The sequence below is a fragment of the Yoonia sp. 67-2 genome (assembly GCF_035117555.1).
GTDB lineage: Bacteria > Pseudomonadota > Alphaproteobacteria > Rhodobacterales > Rhodobacteraceae > Yoonia.
In genome coordinates, this window is the sequence record NZ_JAYKPK010000004.1 from 211,320 (window position 1) to 229,424 (window position 18,105).

Sequence of the window (18,105 nt, forward strand, 5' to 3'; positions counted from 1 at the left end):
ACAGAGCGGGCGCGATCCTTGCGCCGCCACACTGGCTGGCTGTGATGCATTTCTCTGTCCGACACCTTTTCCACCACCCGGCGCTGCGCGCGATCCTTTTGCGCGGGGCTTTGGTGGCGGGTCATATGGTGGTGGTGCTGGGGTTGGCCTTTGTGCTGGGGCTGGATCGGTTCGGGGCGCTGATCGTGCTCTGGGGGCTTGCGCTGGTGGCGGCGACTTTGCTGGGCTTTGGCGGGCCGCTGGTCTTGCTGGCGCGACTGGGCGACGGGCGCGGGATGCATCCTTTTGCGGTGCTGGCCTTGTGTCTGGGATTGCCGGGATTGGCAGCGATGCTGACCTTGCCGCTGTTGCCGCTGATATGGGCCGGGGTGCCTTGGGGTGCTGTGCTGGCCGCAGCGCTTGCCATTCATCTGGTGGCCTGTCTGGGCAGTGTCCTGCGCGCCTTGGGGTCGCTGCATCTGTCGATGGCGCTGCGCGATGGCGCGCCGGTGTTGGCGCTGGGGCTGGCGGGTCTGAGCCAAGGCGATGCGGGCGCGATCCTGTGGCTGGCGGCCACGATCCTTGCCGTGATCTGCCTTGGCGCGATATGCGCCTGTCTGCGTGATCCGCGCCTGCAACAGATCATCGGGCGCGACCGGCCTTTCGGTGGCTGGGAACCGGGGCTTTGGGCCTCTGCCATTTTGGGGATGGTGCTGGCGCAGGTCGATATCATTCTGGGCGGGCAGATGTTGTCGGCTGAACAGATCGGGATCTATGCGCTGCTGCGGCGGCTGGCCAATCTGGTGGCTTTGCCGGTCACGGTCGCGACTTGGGTCAGTGCCGGGCCGATCAGCGCTGCGCATGCCGCGAGCGACCGGGCGGCGCTGCAAACGGCGAGTGTCGCGGGCGCGGGGGTCGCGCTTTGGCCCGGTCTGGCGCTGGCGGCGGTGATCCTGCCGGTCGCCGCATGGTTTGTGCCGGGCCTGCCGGTGCCGGTGTTGCTGGTGTTGCTGGGCGGGGCAATGATCCAACTGGTCTTTGCCCAAGGGATCACAGTCGCCAGCCTGACCGGGCACGGCCATCTGGCCGCTTGGGCGCGGCTGGCGGGGCTGTTGGGTTATTTGGGGATAGCGCTGTCGCTGACCCCGCTTGATCCTTTGCACAATGCTGCGGCCTATGTGCTGGGAAGCGGGCTGTGCAGTGCCTTGCTGTGGCTCTGGCTCTGGCGCGGGACCGGGGTGAATACGCTGGCGTTTCAGAGCGGGGCGCGCCGATGGCGGATGTCCTGATCGTCGCGCTGGCCTTGCTTTGCACCTTGCTGCCATTTTGGTTGGGCGCGCGGCAAGGGCTGTTGGCCTTTGTGTCGCCGATGCATCTGCTGGGGTATTTCTCTGCGCTGGGATTTCTGGCCAAGGTCGTGGTCTATGCAGCAGCACCCGATCTCGCATTCTACGCGCAGTTCGATCCGGCACCGGGGGCGGCGTTGCGCGGCGCGATCTATCTGGGCGGGTTTATCGTGCTGATCTGTCTGGGCTATCTGCTGGCCTGCAAGCGCGTGCCGCGTGCGCCCCGCGTGATCGCTGTGCGCGGCGTGGCGGCGGGGGTGCGGCCGATGGGGGCTTTGGTGGGGCTTGCGCTGCTGGTCTCTTTGGTCACTTTGCTGGTGATCCTGCGCGCGCGGGGCGCGGGATTGGGTGACCCGGGCGTGATCGCGGCCTTGAACCGCAGCAAGCAGATCGCTGTGAATGCGGCGGGCGTGGGGGCGACGCTGGCGGGGATCAAGACGCTGTTCATTGTGCCCAAATTCGCCTTTGTGCTGTGTCTGGCGCAGTGCATTGTGAAGCCGCGACCTGCGCTGATCGGGCTGGTCCTGGTTTTGGCGGGCGCGCTGGCGGGGATCGCGCTGATCTCGGGTGACCGGTTTGAGCTGGTGGAACTGGCGGTGTCGGCGCTGGCGACCCTCGCGCTGCTGGGGGGCCGGCTGGGCTGGCGGTCGGTGGCTATCGGGCTGATGGCCGCTTTCGGGATCGTCCTGCTGGCGGGATATATGACCCAATTGCGGCTGGGCGCAGATGGCGCAGATATCCTGCGCCAGATCGTCGGGTCGACCTATTTTCTGGATGTCAACGTCGCGGTCATGGTCACCGGCCATCTGCAACCCGACCAGATGTTGCTGGGGCAAAGCTATTTCTGGTGGGTCTTTGGCTGGGTGCCGCGCGAGGTCTGGCCGGATAAGCCTGCGATTGATCTGGGGGTCTATTTCAAACGAGAGGTGATGGGTGTGGTCACCGGCGGCGCGTTCAACGTCACCGGACCGGGGGAGGCATTTATCAATTTTGGCTGGGGCGGGCTGGGTGTGGCCCCGCTGCTGGGCTGGCTGTTCCGCAAGGGGGAGGCGTTTCTGCTCGACCCGCGCCATACCGCGCGCTGGGGGACTGCGTTTTTATATCCGGTGTTGTTTTACCCTTTCGTGCAGGCCTGTCTGCAATCATCCTTCAGCGCCTTTGTCGTCGCGGCGCTGGTGCAGATATTCCTGATCATGGCGGTGATGGCGCTGTTTTTCCGCCCGCTGCGCTGGAAGGTTTTGCCCGGTGAAAGGTTGCAGCATGTTTAGGATCATCTATCTGCCGGGGCGGGTGTGCCGCCGGTTGGCGCTCTGCGCGGCGAGCCTGTGGCATCATGCGACGCTGGCGCAGGTCGGTGCGGGCAGCCGGTTTCAAGCGGGTGTGCGCTTTGCCGATCCGGGCTGCGTGCGGATCGGTGCAGGCTGTTATCTGCAGCGCGGGGTGGAGGTGTCGGCCGAGGCCGGGCGCGCGGGGCTGCGCATCGGCGATCAGGTGCAGATCAACCGCGATGTGCATCTGGATACGACCGGCGGGCTGGTGATCGGGGATCATGTGCTGATTTCCGAAGGGGTGGTGATTTACACCCATGATCACGGGCTGGACCCGCGATCTGCCCCGGTGCCGCTGGGCAAGAGTATCGGCACCGGCGTCTGGATCGGGCTGCGCGCCGTGATCCTGCCGCAATGCCGCCGGATCGGCGATGGTGCTGTGGTGGGTGCCGGGGCGGTGGTGACGCGCGACGTGCCGGCGGGTGCCGTCGTGGCGGGCAATCCTGCAAGGGTGATTGGCATAACGCAAAGGGTGGCGGCATGAAGATCCTGCATGTGAGCCCCAGTTTTTATCCCGCGACCTTTTGGGGGGGGCCGATCTGGTCGACCAAGGCGATCTGTGACGGGATCGCGGATGATCCCGGTTTCACTCTGCGGGTGCTGACCAGTGATGCGGCGGGGCCCGCGGTGGGTGATCGGCTGCGCCGGGTGCCGCTGCCCTATCGCGTCACCTATGCGCGGCGGATCGCGGGGCATTCGGTGGCCCCGGGGTTGCTCGCGCATTTGCCTGCGGCTGTGGGTTGGGCCGATCTGGTGCATCTGACCGGCACCTATTCCTTTCCGACCTTGCCGACGCTGGCGCTTGCCCGCGCGCTGGGCAAGCCTGTGGTCTGGTCGCCGCGTGGGGCCTTGCAGGCGACGCAAGACTGGCCGGATGCGCCGCGCAAAACGGTCAAGCACCTGTTTGAGCGCGCAGCCCAGTGCCTGCGTCCGGCGCGGAGTATCCTGCATGTCACCGCTGCGATGGAGGCGGCGCAAAGCGTGACCCGTCTGCCCGGGATCGCCACGGCGATAATCCCCAATTGCGTTGCGATCCCGCAGCAAAGCGCGCGGCTGTTTCGGCCCGCGGGCGCGCTAAGGCTGATCTGTCTGGGGCGGTTACATCCCAAGAAAGGCATCGACCGGTTGATCGCGGCACTGGCGGCTCTGCCGGACAATGTGACGCTGGATCTGTACGGCGGGGGCGAGGCTGTGCATGTCGCGGCTTTGCAGGCGCAGGCGGCCCCTTTTGGCGCGCGCATCCGGTTTCACGGCCCGGTGCAGGGGGCGGCGAAGGCGCGCGCCTTTGCCGGTGCCGATCTTTTCGTGCTGCCCAGCCATAGCGAGAATTTCGGCCTCGTCGTGGCCGAGGCATTGGCGCATGGCCTGCCGGTGCTGACCACAAGCGCCACGCCTTGGGCGCAGCTTGACCATATCGGCTGCGGGCGTTGCGTTGATCTGGCAGAGGTCGATCTGGCGGCGGCGATCATGGATCTGGCCGCAGGCGATCTGGCGCGGATGGGGGCGAAAGGGCGCGCCTGGATGGTCCGCGACTTTTCACCCGCCGCGATGGTGGCGGGGTTCGCCGCGCTTTACCGCAGCCTTGGCGCAGGCCCGCTGCCGATGATGGCGCCTGTCCCATGACCGACCTGACCGTGATCATTCTGACCAAGGATGAAGAACTGCATCTGCTGCGCGCCTTGGTGTCGTTGCGGGGGCTGGCGGCGCGGATCATCGTGGTGGACAGCGGGTCGACCGATGCCACCTTGCGGATCGCGCGCGCGGCGGGGGCCGAGGTCTGGCAGCATCCCTGGACCAATTACGCGCAGCAATTCAACTGGGCGCTGGATCAGCTGGGCCCGCAGACGGATTGGGTCCTGCGGCTGGATGCGGATGAAATTGTCACCGCCGATCTGGCCCGCCAGATCAACGCAGGCCTGCCCGATGTCGCGGGGATTTCTGTCGGGCGCAGCATGTGGTTTCAAGGCCAGCCTGTGCGCTATGGCGGGATGTTTCCGGCACAGATGCTGCGGTTGTTTCGCCATGGGCGGGGATGGGTCGAGCCGCGCTGGATGGACGAACATATCATCGTGGAGGGGCCTGTGGCGCATCTGTCCGGGCAGATCATTGATGATAACCGCAAGCCGCTGGATTGGTGGATCGCCAAGCATAACAGCTATGCCAGCCGCGAGGTGGTGGATATCCTCAACCAGCGTCACGGGTTTCTGTCGGGTCTATGCGTGCCGCCACAGGGCGAGGCGGGGATAAAGCGCTGGATCAAGACCCGCCTCTATGCGCGTCTGCCCGGCGGTGTCCGGGCGGGGTTGTATTTCCTCTATCGTTATATCCTGCGGCTGGGGTTTCTGGACGGGCGGCAGGGGCAGGCGTTCCATCTGTTGCAGGGGTTTTGGTATCGCTATCTGGTCGATGCCAAACTGGCCGAGGTGGAACGGTTTATGATCCGCGAAAAGGCCAGCCCTGTGGCGGCGATCCGGGCGGTGCTGGGGATCGATCTGGGTCTGCAGGTGAGTGCCAGCCGAAAGGATGCGGCATGAAAATCTCAATCGTGACAGCGGTGCGCAATGGCGTGCTGACCTTGCCGAGGATGCTGGAGTCCCTGCATCTGCAAAGCCATGGCGATCTGGAGCATGTGGTGCAGGACGGGGCCTCGACTGATGGCACGGTCGATCTGTTGCGCGCGCAGGGGCTGGCGGGGATGGCGCTGGTCTCTGCCCCGGATGGCGGGATTTATGAGGGGATCAATGCGGGCATCAGGCGGGCGACAGGCGATGTGATCGGGCTGTTGCATGCTGATGATGTGCTGGCAGATCGCGATGTGCTGGGCTGGGTCGCGGCGGCGCTGGCTGATCCTGCGGTGGACGGGGTTTATGGCGATCTGCAATATGTTGCGCGCGATGATCCCGCCCGCGTGATCCGGCATTGGCGGGCGGGGGAATTTACGCCCACTGCGCTGGCGCGCGGCTGGATGCCGCCGCATCCGACGCTGTATCTGCGCCGCGCGGTGTTTGAACGCGCCGGGCTATATGACACCAGCTATCGCATCTCGGGCGATTATGACGCGATGCTGCGGTTTTTGACCACAGGCCGCGTGCGGCTGGCCTATATCCCGCAGGTCATGGTGCAGATGCAGATCGGTGGGGCGAGCAACCGCAGTTTCGCCCAGATGATCCGCAAAAGCCGCGAGGATTACCGCGCGATCCGCCGGCATGGCGTCGGCGGGATCGGGACGCTGATGGCCAAGAACCTGTCGAAACTGCCGCAATTTCTGGGGCAGGGGTAGCGCGCCATCACGTCTTGACCGGCGCGCCACCGGAGAAGGTGTTGATGCCGTGATAGCTGATCGGGTCTTCCTGCATTTGCAGATGCAGGCCGGTGCCTGTGTAGGGATGCGCGCGGGCGAGATCCTCGTCAAACTCGATCCCCAGACCGGGGGCTGTGGGAACCGCGATATAGCCGTTTTCGACACTCAGGCTGTTTTTGATCAGCGCCATGTGGAAGGGCGTCTCGATGGTTTCGGCCATCAGGATATTGGGGATCGATGCGGCGAGTTGAATGTTCGCCGCCCATTCCACCGGGCCTGCGTAAAGATGCGGGGCGATCTGGGCATTATAGACTTCGGCCATGGCGGCGATTTTCTTGACCTCCCAGATGCCGCCCGCGCGGCCCAAGGCGGGTTGCAGGATTGTTGCCGCACCATTGCGCAGGACGGGGGCGAATTCCGCCTTTGTGGTCAGCCGTTCGCCGGTGGCGATGGGGATACGCACGGCAGCGGCGACCTTGGCCATTTCGGCGACGTTGTCGGGCGGGATCGGTTCTTCATACCAGAGCGGGCTATAGGGCGCGATGGCTTGGCCCAGCCGGATCGCCCCGCCGGTACTGAACTGGCCATGAGTGCCGAACAGTAGATCGGCGTGGTCGCCCACTGCCGCGCGGATCTGTTTGCAGAATGCGACGGAGAGCGAGATATCATGCAGTGACGGCATATGCCCACCGCGCATCGTATAGGGGCCGGCGGGGTCGAATTTGACGGCCGTGTAGCCTTTGGCGATCATGTCGCTGGCGACATCGGCGGCCATATCGGGGCTGGACCAGAAATCGGGCAAGGCATGGTCGGGGCGGGGGTAGAGATAGGTATAGGCGCGGATGCGGTCATTCATCCGCCCGCCGATCAGGGCATGGACGGGGCGGCCGCGGTCTTTGCCCAAGATATCCCAACAGGCGATTTCCAGACCGGACCATGCGCCCATCACCGTCAGGTCGGGGCGTTGCGTGAAGCCCGAGGAATAGACGCGGCGGAACATCAGGTCGATATTCTCGGGGTTTTCGCCCGCCATGTGCCGCGCGAAGACGTCGGTGATCACGGCCTTCATCGCCTCGGGCCCGATGGAGGAAGCGTAGCATTCGCCGTATCCCACCAAGCCGGTATCGGTCGTGACCTTGGGGATGATCCAGTATTGCCCACCCCAGCCGGGGGCAGGCGGGGCGGTGACGATGATATCCAGATCAGCGAGTTTCATATATATTTTTCCCAAAGGAGCCGTTTCATGCCCGACCCAATCACGCTTCGCCACTTAGGTCCAGATGATCTGGACCTGCTGCTGTCTGTGCAGGACGGGCTGTTCGACAACCCCATCCTGTCGGATCAGGCGCGCGCGTTTCTGGATGATCCGCTGCACGAGATGGTGCTGGCTATCGCTGGCGGGCAGGCTGTGGGGATGGCCAGCGGCATGGTGATGTATCACCCCGACAAACCGCCGATGTTTTTCATCGCCGAGGTCGGCGTGGTGGAACCCTTTCAGCGCCGTGGCATCGCCACGCAGCTTTGCACGGAACTGCGCGCGGTGGCAGAGGCGCGGGGCTGCGCAGGCGTCTGGGTCGCGACCGAGGGCGACAACGTCCCGGCGCGGGGGCTTTATACCGCGCTGGGGGCAAGGGAGACGGAAGGCGTGGTGGTCTATGACTGGGATGATCGGGCGATGGATGGTGGGGCGTGATGAGCGGCAGGGGTGCGATAGTGAGCCTTGTGGCTTATCTTTTGTCGGAGCCTCTGGCGGGGATGTTTGCGGCCTTATGTATCAAACGCACCAAGATTTCGGAATCATTTCAAACCCTGATTTGCTACCCTGCACACATGCAGGACAAGACCATAGACATCGAGCTACAGACACTTCGCAAGCAGGGTGGACACAAAGGCAAGCTGGCAGAGGCTTTGATAGATGCGTCGTGTTGCTTGGGGCGGATGGGTGATACATGCCGACTCAAGGCGAATAGAAAGCCAAGGCCACAAACCTTCTTAAGACGGAGTTGGAACGTAGAGGGGTGACTTACGCCCAACTTGTTGAAAAGCTGTCAGATATAGGAATCAACGAGAAAGAAGCGAACGTTGCCAACAAGCTATCTCGTGGAAAATTTTCAGCTGCGTTCATGCTCCAATGTCTAAGCGCGATTGGTTCAGAACAGCTGCATTTGTAGCAATACCAGTCCTTATCCTAATTCTGGGTGGTTTGTACGGAAATTCAAAGTGGGAAGAATACGCCACTGAACGAAACAACGCCTCCGCTCAGCATCATGACGATATAGAGTCTCGCATCAGCATATGCCGAAAGCCTGAGGGGTTGATCAGCTTTTTGTCGTGCGCTTATGAAGTCAGCAACACCGGCAAAGATGATTATACTTCCCAATATGACTTGAAGGCGCAGCAGGACATGTCTCTCTGGGCGCTTGGTATGTTTATCACTTCCCTTGCTACGCTTTTCGTTACTGCTTCTGGTGTGTTCTTTGTTTGGCTGACCCTTAGAAAAGCTGACGAGACTAACAGGGCGGCCATAACCGCCGCAGACGCGGGTGTCAGAGCAAACGAAATAATGATTGAGGAGCGGCGTCCTTGGCTGACCCTTAAAATCATCGATGGGTCTGAACTTGAATTCTTCAGAGGCGGTGTGAGGTCTTGGATATCCTACGAGGTCATCAATAGGGGGAAGTCCCCCGCTTTCTGCGTTGCGGTCCATACGCATTTTTACCGTGTTCCCTCTGGCTTTGATATTGATCTGATCATCGACGGGTGGAGGCAGTGGTCTACGGGCAAAATCGGTGTGGACGATCATCCGGTCATTTTTCCTGATGAAAAAATTGAACTGACGCCCCCAGAAAGCAGTTCGCACCGCTTCTTGAAAGATACTGGCAGTGAAGTTTTTATGGCTACAGTCCTCACTTATCGAACTGGCCCAAGCACCACCTCTGAGTTCGGTATGGAAGTCAGGGCCTTCAGTGTGTTCCCCTGCGATGAGAGCGTAATTATCAGGCAAGCCTACAGGTTCGAAGAAATGCAGCGTTGCAGGGTTACACGATGAGGACAAAGCAGAGGCCTGCACGTTATCATCCCCTAGTCCTCGCAGGCTTGGTGCGTTTGATACATAAGGCCGGATATTTAGGCTCTGAAGATGCGAGGGTCAGTCGAAGATGATCACATTGCGTCTGGCGCTGCCGGTTTTGGTGTCGGCGATGGCCTCGTTGATCTGGTCGAGGGGCCAGCGGCCTGAGATCAGTTCATCGAGTTTCAGCCGTCCCTGTTCATAGAGATCGACCATCCACGGAATGTCGCGCGCGATGACCACATCGCCCATTTTTGACCCGATCATGCCTTGCCCGCTGGCGGCCATCATCACCGGTTCATAGCTGGACATCGCACCCGAATGCGGCATGCCGACCATGATGACTTTACCGCCATTGGCCAGATAGCGCGGCGCCTGATCATAGGCCGGGATCGCACCCACGGTCACGAAAACCGCATCGGCACCGCGACCCATTGCAGCCTTGGCCGCCTGCCAGGGTTTTGCATCGGTGGCCAGCACGGTATCGGTTGCGCCAAAATCGCGGGCGATGGCGAGCTTATCTGCCGTCATATCCACCGCCACGATCCGGCGCGCCCCTGCGATCCGCGCGCCTTGGATCGCGTTCAGCCCGACGCCGCCGGTGCCGATCACTACAATATCCTGCCCGGCGCGCAATTGCGCCGCATTCACCACCGCGCCGATGCCGGTGATCACACCGCAGGCCAACAAGGCGGCGGCTGCCATCGGGATCGCGTCGGATAATTTGACGATCTGGCTTTGGCTGACCACGACCCGTTCGGCAAAGCCCCCGGTGTGCATACCCTGATGGACCGGCGTGCCGTCGGCGGTGGTCAGCGGGCTGCTGGCCAGATCGGTTTCGCAGGCGACGGGCCTGCCGCCCGCGCAGGACGGGCAGGTGCCGCAGGAGCGGATCAGGGTCACAACCACCGGATCGCCCAAGCGCAGACCGCGCACACCGTCGCCGAGGGCGGTGATATGGCCCGCCGCCTCGTGCCCATAGACGGCAGGCAGGGTGCCGCCCCAGCCGCCATCGATATAGGTCACGTCGGAATGGCAGATGGCGCAGGCTTTCAGCGTCACCTCGACCTCGCCCCATCGCGGGGCGGCGAGGTTGACAGTCTCGATGCTCAGCGGCGCGCCAAAGGCGTGGCAGATTGCGGCTTTGATTGTGGTCATGTGATCCTCCCGATGTTGCGCCCAGCCTGTCGCGCGGCGCAGGCCGGTGCAAGCCTGAACGTGACCTTATGGGGTCCGGGGGCGCTTTGGTCTGGGGGTTTGCAGGAAGACTGCGATGCAGCCCAGCACCAGCAGCGCCGAGAGCAGGAAAGGCGCGCCGGGCAGGTAGATCGGGTTTTGCGGCGCGGTGAAATACCAGAAGGTCTGGGTGACCAGCAAAGGGGCGAGAATTGTCGCCACCGCGTTGATGGATGTCACCGTGCCTTGCAATTCGCCCTGCTGGTTGTCGGCGGCGGTGCGCGACATTATGCCTTGCAAGGCGGGGGCGGCGATGGAGCCCAGCGCGGTGAGTGGCGTCAGTGCAAGCGCGATCCAGCCGTTGGTGACGAAGCCCAAGGCGATGAAGGCACCCACATCAATGGCGAGGCCTGCGATGACGGTCCGCCTTTCGCCCAGCCGCGCGATGATCGGGCGCAGCAGCAGCCCTTGCACCACGGCGATGCCGATCCCGAAGACGCCCAGCGACAGGCCGATCATGCCGGGGCCCCAGCCGAAACGCTCTGCCCCGAAATAGGCCCAGACGCCGGGATAGACGAAAAAGGCGGTGGTGTAGACGAAGGTGATCAGCAGCAGCGGTTTCAGCCCCGGCAGCGCGCCGATATTGCGGAATGCGCCCAAGGGGTTCGCGCGGCGCCAGTCGAAGGGGCGGCGGATCCGGTCGGTGACGGTTTCGGGCAGGACGAAATAGCCGAAAATCGCGTTTGCCGCGGCCAGCCCTGCGGCGGCCCAGAATGGCGCACGGGTGCCGTATTCCGCCAGCAATCCGCCGATCAGCGGGCCGACCACGAAACCCACGCCGAAGGCCGCGCCGATCAGGCCGAAATTGCCAGCCTTTTCCTCAGGCTTAGAGATATCGGCCATATAGGCGGCGGAGGTGGATTGCGTGGCGGCGGTGATCCCACCGATCACCCGCCCGATGACCAAGAGCCAGATCGTATGCGCCAGCGCCATCAGCACATAGTCAAACGCCATGATCACCAGCGAGATGATCAGCACCGGCCTGCGCCCGTAACGGTCTGACAGGCTGCCCAAAGTGGGGCCAAAGATGAATTGCATCGCGGCAAAGATTGTGGCGAGGATCCCGCCCCAGACGGCGGCACTGGCCAGCCCCGCGCCTTCGACCTCTTGGATCAGCGACGGCATGACGGGCAGGATCAGACCGATGCCCATCGCGTCGATGACGACCGAGATCAGGATGAAAGTGACGGGGAGGCGTTTGTCCATCAGCGCAGGATCAGCCTGCGCGGGGTGCTTTGCAAGCGCGATTTACTGGCCCGCGATCCGGTGTGTCGCATGCCATCCGAAAGCGTTTCAAACCTATGGATTTTCTGAATCCTGCCGGTGGGGCGCGTCAAGCGATCCTGTGTCACATGCCAAGCGTTGCTGACCCAAACTGGACCTTCGGTGCTGTCTGGGTCAGCGTCGGCAGAGCGGTACGAAGCCCCATTTCGCTGCGGCTGCGCCAATGTCGGCTATAAGAGTTTTTTGTTGAAAAACTGCCTAAGACATTGACGCCGCCCAGCCCAAAAAGTCTCGAAAGAGGAAACGAACGCCCTCATCTGGAATAACCCAGTCAGCCTTGGATTCTTTGAGCCAAAGTGAACCGAGATCAGTGTTATTGTCAGCAAAGAGTTTCTCGCAGTATGTGACTAATTCCCGCACGGCTTGATCGCCGTAACCTTGTCGGAAGTCTTCATAAATTTGGTTGCGCCCGTCTGGGGTGTCGGCCCAACCAGGATGAACAGCATCTAGGTCTTGATGAAACTGTAAGGTGAAGTCGTAAAAGGATTTGGGCGGCGTCATGTCAGTCAATCCTTGGATAGGATGTGATAATGATAAATCCATCCGGCATGTCAGGGGCATACTCAATGACGGTGCCTACGCCAAATGTCTGCCGGACCCCTATCGGAGAAGAGGCCCGCTGAGTGGTTCTATAGGCCTCAAAGCCGGTTACCGACGAAAAATCACTTGTTATGAAGGCTCTACGCAGGCGCCCGCTGGCAACTTCATTCACAACACCCGCGTTTCTAGCCAGATTAGAGTTCGTTAGCCTCTGTGCCGCTTCGAGGGATGGGAATGTTCCATGTCGCCACCGATATAGGCTTGCAAAAAGCGTTCTCCCACGTGGCATGCTAACCGATCCAATGAGGAAGGCTTCGCTCTTTCCGACATGCAGGGCAATGGTGTGGCCCCCGCCTGCCTCGTGGACTGAAAGGTCCTGTGGAGGAATGCTGCCATCGGAGCCCGCTAGAATTATGTTGATTTGAGGTGCTGGCGCAATCGGTTCCGCATAACACCTACAGTTATGCGCTTCGCCAGGATGCCCGCCCGCCGGGGGATCATCCCAACGAAACACCTGGTCGTCATGTTCTGCATGGCTATCGCGCACCTTGGCATCGTCCTGCGAGCGCCAAATATACATCTCAATGCCAAGGTCTTCCTGCCGAAGCTGATTGATCAGTCCTGCAAAGGCGCGCAAAAGGCGTTCTTCCAGGGCCGTTCGAAGCGGCCTAAGCCGTTGCGGATGATTTTGATATTCGCTGTATACGCTCTCAAGCCGAGCGTCCCATGCATTGAGCGCTTCCTTCTTTGCGTCGGTCACATCTCGCAAATCGGATGCAGAAACGTTTGGCACTGTATCTGGCGGCGTCAGCGCGTTCAGGAGCATCTGAGTGTTTTCGGCAGCTACCTCGTCGAGGCGTTCACTGAAATCGGCCCGCAAAGCGGAATAATTTGAAACGTGGATTTGAGCGACAATCCCAAGTGGTTGCCAACCAGACGGTCGTTCCGCTGCGCTATTTTGTACTGGCTGTCACCGCCATGCCGTAGAAAATCGCTGAAACCGTGTTGCATGGAACCTCCGAGTGCGCGCGAGATAGGTTCTATTCACAATTGGTAAAGAAAGTATAAGACCACCGTTCGCAATATACTCTGCTTGCGTCAGAACCAGCATTCAAGCGTTGTGCAGGATCCGTCATTTTGGGCTCTTTCCCGTCCTTCGCTGCGCCAAGCACGAACGTCCGCTCTGAACTGGCGCGTTGGGTCAGTCATCTGACACAGACGTCGGTTTTGTATGGCCCGCGATCCGGTGCAGATGTTGCGCGAGCTGTGCGGGGGCGGACAGGAAGGGTGAATGAGATGTGGGGATTTCGCTGACGTGATCGGCGGGCCAGTCTGCGGTCATCGTGACCTGAAACTCGGGCGGGATGGTCCGGTCATCGGTGCAGCGGATGTAATGGCAGGGCAGGCCGTGGGTTGGCGTCAAGGGCGTTTCCTGTGGCAGGATCGGTTGGGGGCCAAGCTGGGTGATGGCCCATGCTGCCTTTTCGGGTGGGACGTCATGGTAGAACTTTTCGGTGGCCTTGGTGGGGTCGACCGCAAAGGTAACACGCTGGTCATCCACCATGATCGCGTCCAGCAGTGGCTGCGTCGGGGCCATCCGCCGCATCTGGGCCAGTGATTTGCCCGGCATCGGTGCGTAGGCGCAGAGGTAGATCAGCGCGCTGATCTTGTTGCGCGCAAGGTTCGCGGCGGCGGTGATCGGATAGCCCGCCATGGAATGACCGACGAGGATGACGGGCGTGTCGATCGCGGCGACGATGGCTTGGGCGTAAAGGTCCAGTGTGACCTCGCTTGCCGGGGTCCGGTCCTCTCCGTGGGAGGGCAGGTCGATGGCGCGGGCATTATGCCCCAGAGCAGTCAGATGCGGGATCAGGTCATCCCAGCACCAAGCCCCGTGGCAGGAGCCGTGGATCAGCAGGAAATCAGACATGGCCGGTGGCTTTCAGGAAATCCGCCAGATGGGCGGCATAGGTCTGCGGGTCCTCGACACAGGGCAGATGGCCGGTGCGGCGCATCAGGATGAATTGCGAACCGGGGATCAGGTCGATGGTTTCGCGCACCAGATCGGGCGGGGTCGCGCCATCCTCTGACCCTGCGATGCCGAGCGTGGGGATGCGCAGGCCAGCGGTGGGGGTGTAGAAATCGGTGCCCGCGATGGCGGCACAGGTGCCGGTGTAGCCTTGCACTGGCGTGGATTCCAGCATTTCGCGCCATGGGGCCATGGCAGGCGTGCCGTAGAAACTGCGCCCGAACCAGCGTTGCAGGACGGCGTCGGACAGGGCTTGCAAGCCCTTGGCGGTGACACTGTCGATCCGGTCCTGCCAGAGTTTCGGATTACCGATCTTGGCGGCGGTGTTGGACAGGACCAGCGCGCGGATCAGGTCGGGGCGTTTCACCGCCAGCCCTTGCGCGACCATGCCGCCGACGGAGAGGCCGACGAACAGCGCGTCGCGGATATTGGCAGCGGTGCAAACCGCCTCGGCATCGCTGACCAGTTGGCCCATCGTATAGGGACCGTCCGGCGCATCAGACTGCCCATGCCCGCGCGCGTCATAGCGGATGATACGCAGGCCGGGGGGCAGGTGGGCGATGACCTGATCCCAGATCGCCATGCTGGTGCCAAGCGCATTGGCAAAGACGACAGGCGCGCCGTCATCGGGGCCGGTGATCCGATAATGCAGGGTCACGCCATCGCGGATCACTGTGGTCATGCCAATGTCGCCAATGCCTTGGCAAAGACCGCCGGATCGACATTCCCGCCGGTCGCCACGGCGATCACCGCATCGCCTGTGCTTGCCTCGGGGTGGAACAGCGCCGCTGCGAGGGCGACAGCACCGCCCGGTTCCACCACGATTTTCAGCCGGTCAAAGGCGAGGGCAACGGCGCGCAAAGCCTCATCCTCGGTCACGGCGATGCCCGGACCGCAAAGGTCTTTCATGATCGGAAAGGTCAGATTGCCGGGCTGCGGCGTGACGATCGCATCGCAGAGCGAGCCGGAAAGCTGGATATTGCGTTCGATCTTGCCAGAGGCCAGCGAACGGGTGACGTCATCAAACCCTTCCGGTTCCGCAGGCCGCACCCGCAGGCCCGGCGCATCGGCGGCCAGCGCCAGCGCGATGCCGGAGGTCAGACCGCCGCCGCCGCAGCAGACCATGACATCGGCCTCGGTCACGCCAAGCGCGTTCATCTCGGACGCGATTTCAAGACCGCAGGTGCCTTGGCCCGCGATGACAAGCGGTTCGTCATAGGGTTTGATCAGGGTCAAGCCGCGCTCACTGGCAAGCTGCGCGCCGATAGCATCGCGATCCTCGGTCGCGCGGTTATACAGCACGACTTCGGCCCCCAAAGCGCGGGTATTGGCGATTTTCACGGCGGGCGCGTCGGCGGGCATGATGATCACAGCTGTCGTGCCATGGCTGCGGGCGGCAAGGGCCACGCCCTGCGCATGGTTGCCGCTGGAAAAGGCGATGACGCCGGCCTTCAGCGCCTCTGGCGACAGGGCGGATACGGCGGACCAGCCGCCGCGGAATTTGAACGATCCGGTATGTTGCAGGCATTCGGCCTTCACAAACACCCGCCGCCCGGCGATATCATCAAGAAAGGGCGAGGTCAGGATCGGGGTGCGCCTTGCGTGGCCGTCAAGGCGGATGGCGGCGGCGCGGATCATGTCGATATTCATTGCAGTTTTTCCAACCATTGGTGCAGGGCGGCCAGTGCCGCAGGTTCATCCAGAAACGGCACATGGCCACGGCCCGGGACATCGGCGCGGATCATATCGGGGCGACGGCGGGTCATTTCATCTGCGGTTTCCAGCGTTAAGAGGTCCGAATTGGCGCCCCGGATCAGGGCGAGGGGCAGGCTGTTCAAAGCATCGAAGAGCGGCCAGAGGTCCGGCATCGGCTGCGCGCCGGTGTTCAGTACGGCATCGCGGAGTTTGGGATCATAGCGGATCACCAGACCATCGGGGGTTTGCTGGTAATGCGCACGGACTTCAGCCAGCCAGCGGGTCATCGGAACGCCCTCGAAAGCGGTCCAGAGCGTGGCGCGGGCCGCGGCGGCTTCGTCATAGGTTTTTTGCGGCGGGTTGCGGCCCAGATAGGTCTTGATCACCTCCAGCCCGGCGGGGGCGATCTCTGGCCCGATGTCATTCAGCGCGACGCCGGTCAGCCGATCCTTGGCCGTTGCGGCGAGCAGCATCGCGATCAACCCGCCACGCGAGGTGCCAAGGATCGCCGCACGCGCCAGCCCCAGATGATCCATCAGGGCCAGCACATCTGCGGCTTCCTGTGCGACGCTATAGGTCGCTGGATCGGCCCAAGATGATTGCCCGCGCCCGCGATAATCGGGGCGGATCAGGCGGATGGGTAGATGCGGCGCGACATGGTCGAAATCCGCGCCATTGCGCGTCAGCCCGGCCAGCGCGATGACCGGCGGGCCGCTGCCCTCATCGGTGTAATGCAGGGAAAGGCCGTCGGTGGAATGGAAGGTCGGCATGGCAGCATCCGGTCATTTTCTGATCACTTGCCAGTCTTGCACGGCCTCAAACCGGCGAAAAGGGCAAAGCGGTTTGCAATCCGCGCCATGGGTCCATAGGTAAAACCTGCGATTTTATGAGAAAACGAAAGGAACGACGCGATGACACAGGCAAAAACAGGCGATACTGTCCAGATTCATTACACCGGCACCCTGAATGACGGGGCGACATTCGACAGTTCCGCCGGGCGCGATCCGCTGGAATTCGTGGTCGGTTCCGGCCAGATCATTCCCGGCCTCGATGCCGCGATCCCGGGAATGACCGTCGGCGACAAGAAAACCGTGCTGGTCCCCTGCGCCGATGCCTATGGTGATCTGAACCCCGATGCCCGTCAGGCGATCCCGCGCGCTGAAATCCCCGCCGATATCCCGCTTGATCCCGGCACGCAGTTGCAGATGCAGACGCCACAGGGCCAGGTCGTGCCAGTGACCGTCGCCGAAGTAACCGAGGCGGAAGTGACGCTGGATGCGAACCACCCGCTGGCGGGCAAGGATCTAACCTTTGATATCGAAATGGTCGCGATCAAAGCGGCCTAATCACGCGGGGGCGTGGTTAACTCCGCGCCCCTATCGTCCGAGTAAAAATATCCCCGCGCGGCGCGCTTCGGCGCAGCCGAACAAGGGGCTGCGCCCCTCGCCCCGGAGCAAGTCCGGGGCTCACCCCCGAGTATTTGGGGAAATAAGAAGACCGGGCGTCAGACCAGATGATCGGGCTGCGGCATCCCCAACACGTGAAAACCACCATCGACGCGGATGATCTCGCCGGTGGTGCAGGTGCCCGCATCAGAGGCAAGGTAAACCGCCGTGCCGCCGACAGCCTCTAACGTGGCATTGGCGCGCAGGGGGGTGTTCATCTCGGTGTGTTTATAGGTCTTGCGCGCCCCGCCGATCGCGGCACCGGCCAGTGTTTTCATCGGGCCGGGGCTGATGGCGTTCACGCGGATACCCTGCGGGCCAAGGTCATTGGCCAGATAGCGGGTGGCGGATTCCAGCGCCGCCTTGGCCACGCCCATCACGTTGTAGAACGGCGTGACGCGGTTGGAGCCTTGATAGGTCAGCGTCAGCAGGGTGCCGCCGTCTGGCATCAGCTCTGACGCGCGTTTGGCCACGTCGATGAAGGAATAGCAGGAAATCGTCAGCGAGTTTTTGAAATTCTCGCGGCTGGTGTCGATGATCCGGCCCGCGAGTTCGTTCTTGTCGGAGAAGGCGATGGCATGGACCACGAAATCGAGCTTGCCCCATTGGTCTTTGATCATCGCAAAGGCCGCGTCCATGCTGGCCTCATCGGTCACATCGACATCAACCATCATGGTAGAGCCGACGGATTGCGCCAGTGGTTCCAGCCGTTTGCCGAAAGCCTCGCCCTGATAGGAAAAGGCGAGTTCTGCGCCCGCCTCGGCCATCGCCTTCGCGATGCCCCAGGCGATGGAGCGTTCGTTGGCCACGCCCATGATCAGGCCGCGTTTGCCCTGCAATGTGATCGTCATG

At 62.3% G+C, this 18,105-nt stretch carries 20 protein-coding genes; 10 read left to right on the plus strand and 10 right to left on the minus strand.

The window, feature by feature from the left end:
* Positions 1–44 precede the first annotated feature (44 nt).
* Genes VOY09_RS08590 through VOY09_RS08615 form a run of 6 tightly spaced genes read left to right on the plus strand, consistent with a single transcriptional unit; the run spans position 45 to position 5,933 of the window.
* Entirely contained in the window at positions 45–1,268 is a 1,224-nt protein-coding gene (locus VOY09_RS08590; protein ID WP_322893920.1) for a hypothetical protein, read from the plus strand.
* Positions 1,253–2,593 carry an O-antigen polymerase gene (locus tag VOY09_RS08595; protein WP_322893919.1) on the plus strand — a complete coding sequence of 447 codons (1,341 nt, stop codon included), beginning with the start codon at positions 1,253–1,255 and terminating at the stop codon, positions 2,591–2,593. The genes VOY09_RS08590 and VOY09_RS08595 overlap by 16 nt, the downstream gene beginning before the upstream one ends.
* Positions 2,586–3,137: an acyltransferase gene (locus VOY09_RS08600; RefSeq protein WP_322893918.1), complete on the plus strand. Its 552-nt coding sequence runs from the start codon at positions 2,586–2,588 to the stop codon at positions 3,135–3,137. Before VOY09_RS08595 ends, VOY09_RS08600 begins: the two co-directional genes overlap by 8 nt.
* A complete protein-coding gene (locus VOY09_RS08605) occupies positions 3,134–4,276 on the plus strand; it encodes a glycosyltransferase (protein ID WP_322893917.1) in 1,143 nt (380 codons plus the stop codon). The genes VOY09_RS08600 and VOY09_RS08605 overlap by 4 nt, the downstream gene beginning before the upstream one ends.
* Complete coding sequence (locus VOY09_RS08610; protein ID WP_322893916.1) at positions 4,273–5,187, plus strand: glycosyltransferase family 2 protein; 915 nt, start codon at positions 4,273–4,275, stop codon at positions 5,185–5,187. Before VOY09_RS08605 ends, VOY09_RS08610 begins: the two co-directional genes overlap by 4 nt.
* A complete protein-coding gene (locus VOY09_RS08615) occupies positions 5,184–5,933 on the plus strand; it encodes a glycosyltransferase family 2 protein (protein ID WP_322893915.1) in 750 nt (249 codons plus the stop codon). The genes VOY09_RS08610 and VOY09_RS08615 overlap by 4 nt, the downstream gene beginning before the upstream one ends.
* A gap of 7 nt (positions 5,934–5,940) precedes the next feature.
* Here the strand turns inward: VOY09_RS08615 and VOY09_RS08620 are convergent, their stop codons facing one another.
* Positions 5,941–7,170 (minus strand): mandelate racemase/muconate lactonizing enzyme family protein, encoded by a 1,230-nt coding sequence (locus VOY09_RS08620; protein WP_322893914.1) that lies wholly within the window; start codon positions 7,168–7,170, stop codon positions 5,941–5,943.
* Positions 7,171–7,197: 27 nt separating this feature from the next.
* Here VOY09_RS08620 and VOY09_RS08625 point away from each other — a divergent pair, with 27 nt between their 5' ends.
* The 3 genes from VOY09_RS08625 (at position 7,198) to VOY09_RS08635 (ending at position 9,003) form a co-directional block, all read left to right on the plus strand.
* Positions 7,198–7,647 (plus strand): GNAT family N-acetyltransferase, encoded by a 450-nt coding sequence (locus tag VOY09_RS08625; RefSeq protein WP_322893913.1) that lies wholly within the window; start codon positions 7,198–7,200, stop codon positions 7,645–7,647.
* A 325-nt stretch (positions 7,648–7,972) separates the two neighbouring features.
* A complete protein-coding gene (locus tag VOY09_RS08630) occupies positions 7,973–8,125 on the plus strand; it encodes a DUF6471 domain-containing protein (protein ID WP_322893912.1) in 153 nt (50 codons plus the stop codon).
* Positions 8,086–9,003 carry a hypothetical protein gene (locus tag VOY09_RS08635; protein ID WP_322894150.1) on the plus strand — a complete coding sequence of 306 codons (918 nt, stop codon included), beginning with the start codon at positions 8,086–8,088 and terminating at the stop codon, positions 9,001–9,003. Before VOY09_RS08630 ends, VOY09_RS08635 begins: the two co-directional genes overlap by 40 nt.
* A gap of 99 nt (positions 9,004–9,102) precedes the next feature.
* Here the strand turns inward: VOY09_RS08635 and VOY09_RS08640 are convergent, their stop codons facing one another.
* From VOY09_RS08640 to VOY09_RS08675, 8 genes are all read right to left on the minus strand, one after another.
* Positions 9,103–10,182 carry a Zn-dependent alcohol dehydrogenase gene (locus VOY09_RS08640; protein ID WP_322893911.1) on the minus strand — a complete coding sequence of 360 codons (1,080 nt, stop codon included), beginning with the start codon at positions 10,180–10,182 and terminating at the stop codon, positions 9,103–9,105.
* Between the two features lie 66 nt (positions 10,183–10,248).
* The gene (locus tag VOY09_RS08645; protein WP_322893910.1) at positions 10,249–11,466 is read right to left on the minus strand and encodes a TCR/Tet family MFS transporter; all 1,218 of its coding nucleotides are present in this window, start codon (positions 11,464–11,466) and stop codon (positions 10,249–10,251) included.
* 276 nt (positions 11,467–11,742) lie between these two features.
* Complete coding sequence (locus tag VOY09_RS08650) at positions 11,743–12,045, minus strand: hypothetical protein (protein WP_322893909.1); 303 nt, start codon at positions 12,043–12,045, stop codon at positions 11,743–11,745.
* A gap of 1 nt (position 12,046) precedes the next feature.
* Entirely contained in the window at positions 12,047–12,964 is a 918-nt protein-coding gene (locus VOY09_RS08655) for a phage minor head protein (RefSeq protein WP_322893908.1), read from the minus strand.
* Positions 12,965–13,285: 321 nt separating this feature from the next.
* Positions 13,286–14,014, minus strand: a complete 729-nt coding sequence (locus VOY09_RS08660) for an alpha/beta fold hydrolase (protein ID WP_322893907.1) — start codon at positions 14,012–14,014, stop codon at positions 13,286–13,288.
* Positions 14,007–14,795, minus strand: a complete 789-nt coding sequence (gene pcaD / locus VOY09_RS08665) for a 3-oxoadipate enol-lactonase (RefSeq protein WP_322893906.1) — start codon at positions 14,793–14,795, stop codon at positions 14,007–14,009. The genes VOY09_RS08660 and pcaD overlap by 8 nt, the downstream gene beginning before the upstream one ends.
* A complete protein-coding gene (locus VOY09_RS08670; protein ID WP_322893905.1) occupies positions 14,792–15,763 on the minus strand; it encodes a threonine/serine dehydratase in 972 nt (323 codons plus the stop codon). The genes pcaD and VOY09_RS08670 overlap by 4 nt, the downstream gene beginning before the upstream one ends.
* Positions 15,760–16,578, minus strand: coding sequence for an alpha/beta hydrolase (locus VOY09_RS08675; RefSeq protein WP_322893904.1), 819 nt, complete (start codon positions 16,576–16,578; stop codon positions 15,760–15,762). The genes VOY09_RS08670 and VOY09_RS08675 overlap by 4 nt, the downstream gene beginning before the upstream one ends.
* Positions 16,579–16,719: 141 nt before the next feature.
* Here VOY09_RS08675 and VOY09_RS08680 point away from each other — a divergent pair, with 141 nt between their 5' ends.
* Positions 16,720–17,154: a peptidylprolyl isomerase gene (locus VOY09_RS08680; RefSeq protein ID WP_322893903.1), complete on the plus strand. Its 435-nt coding sequence runs from the start codon at positions 16,720–16,722 to the stop codon at positions 17,152–17,154.
* A 158-nt stretch (positions 17,155–17,312) separates the two neighbouring features.
* On the opposite strand, the gene VOY09_RS08685 is transcribed toward VOY09_RS08680, so the two are convergent.
* A complete protein-coding gene (locus tag VOY09_RS08685; RefSeq protein WP_322893902.1) occupies positions 17,313–18,104 on the minus strand; it encodes an enoyl-ACP reductase in 792 nt (263 codons plus the stop codon).
* Between the last annotated feature and the right edge of the window lies 1 nt (position 18,105).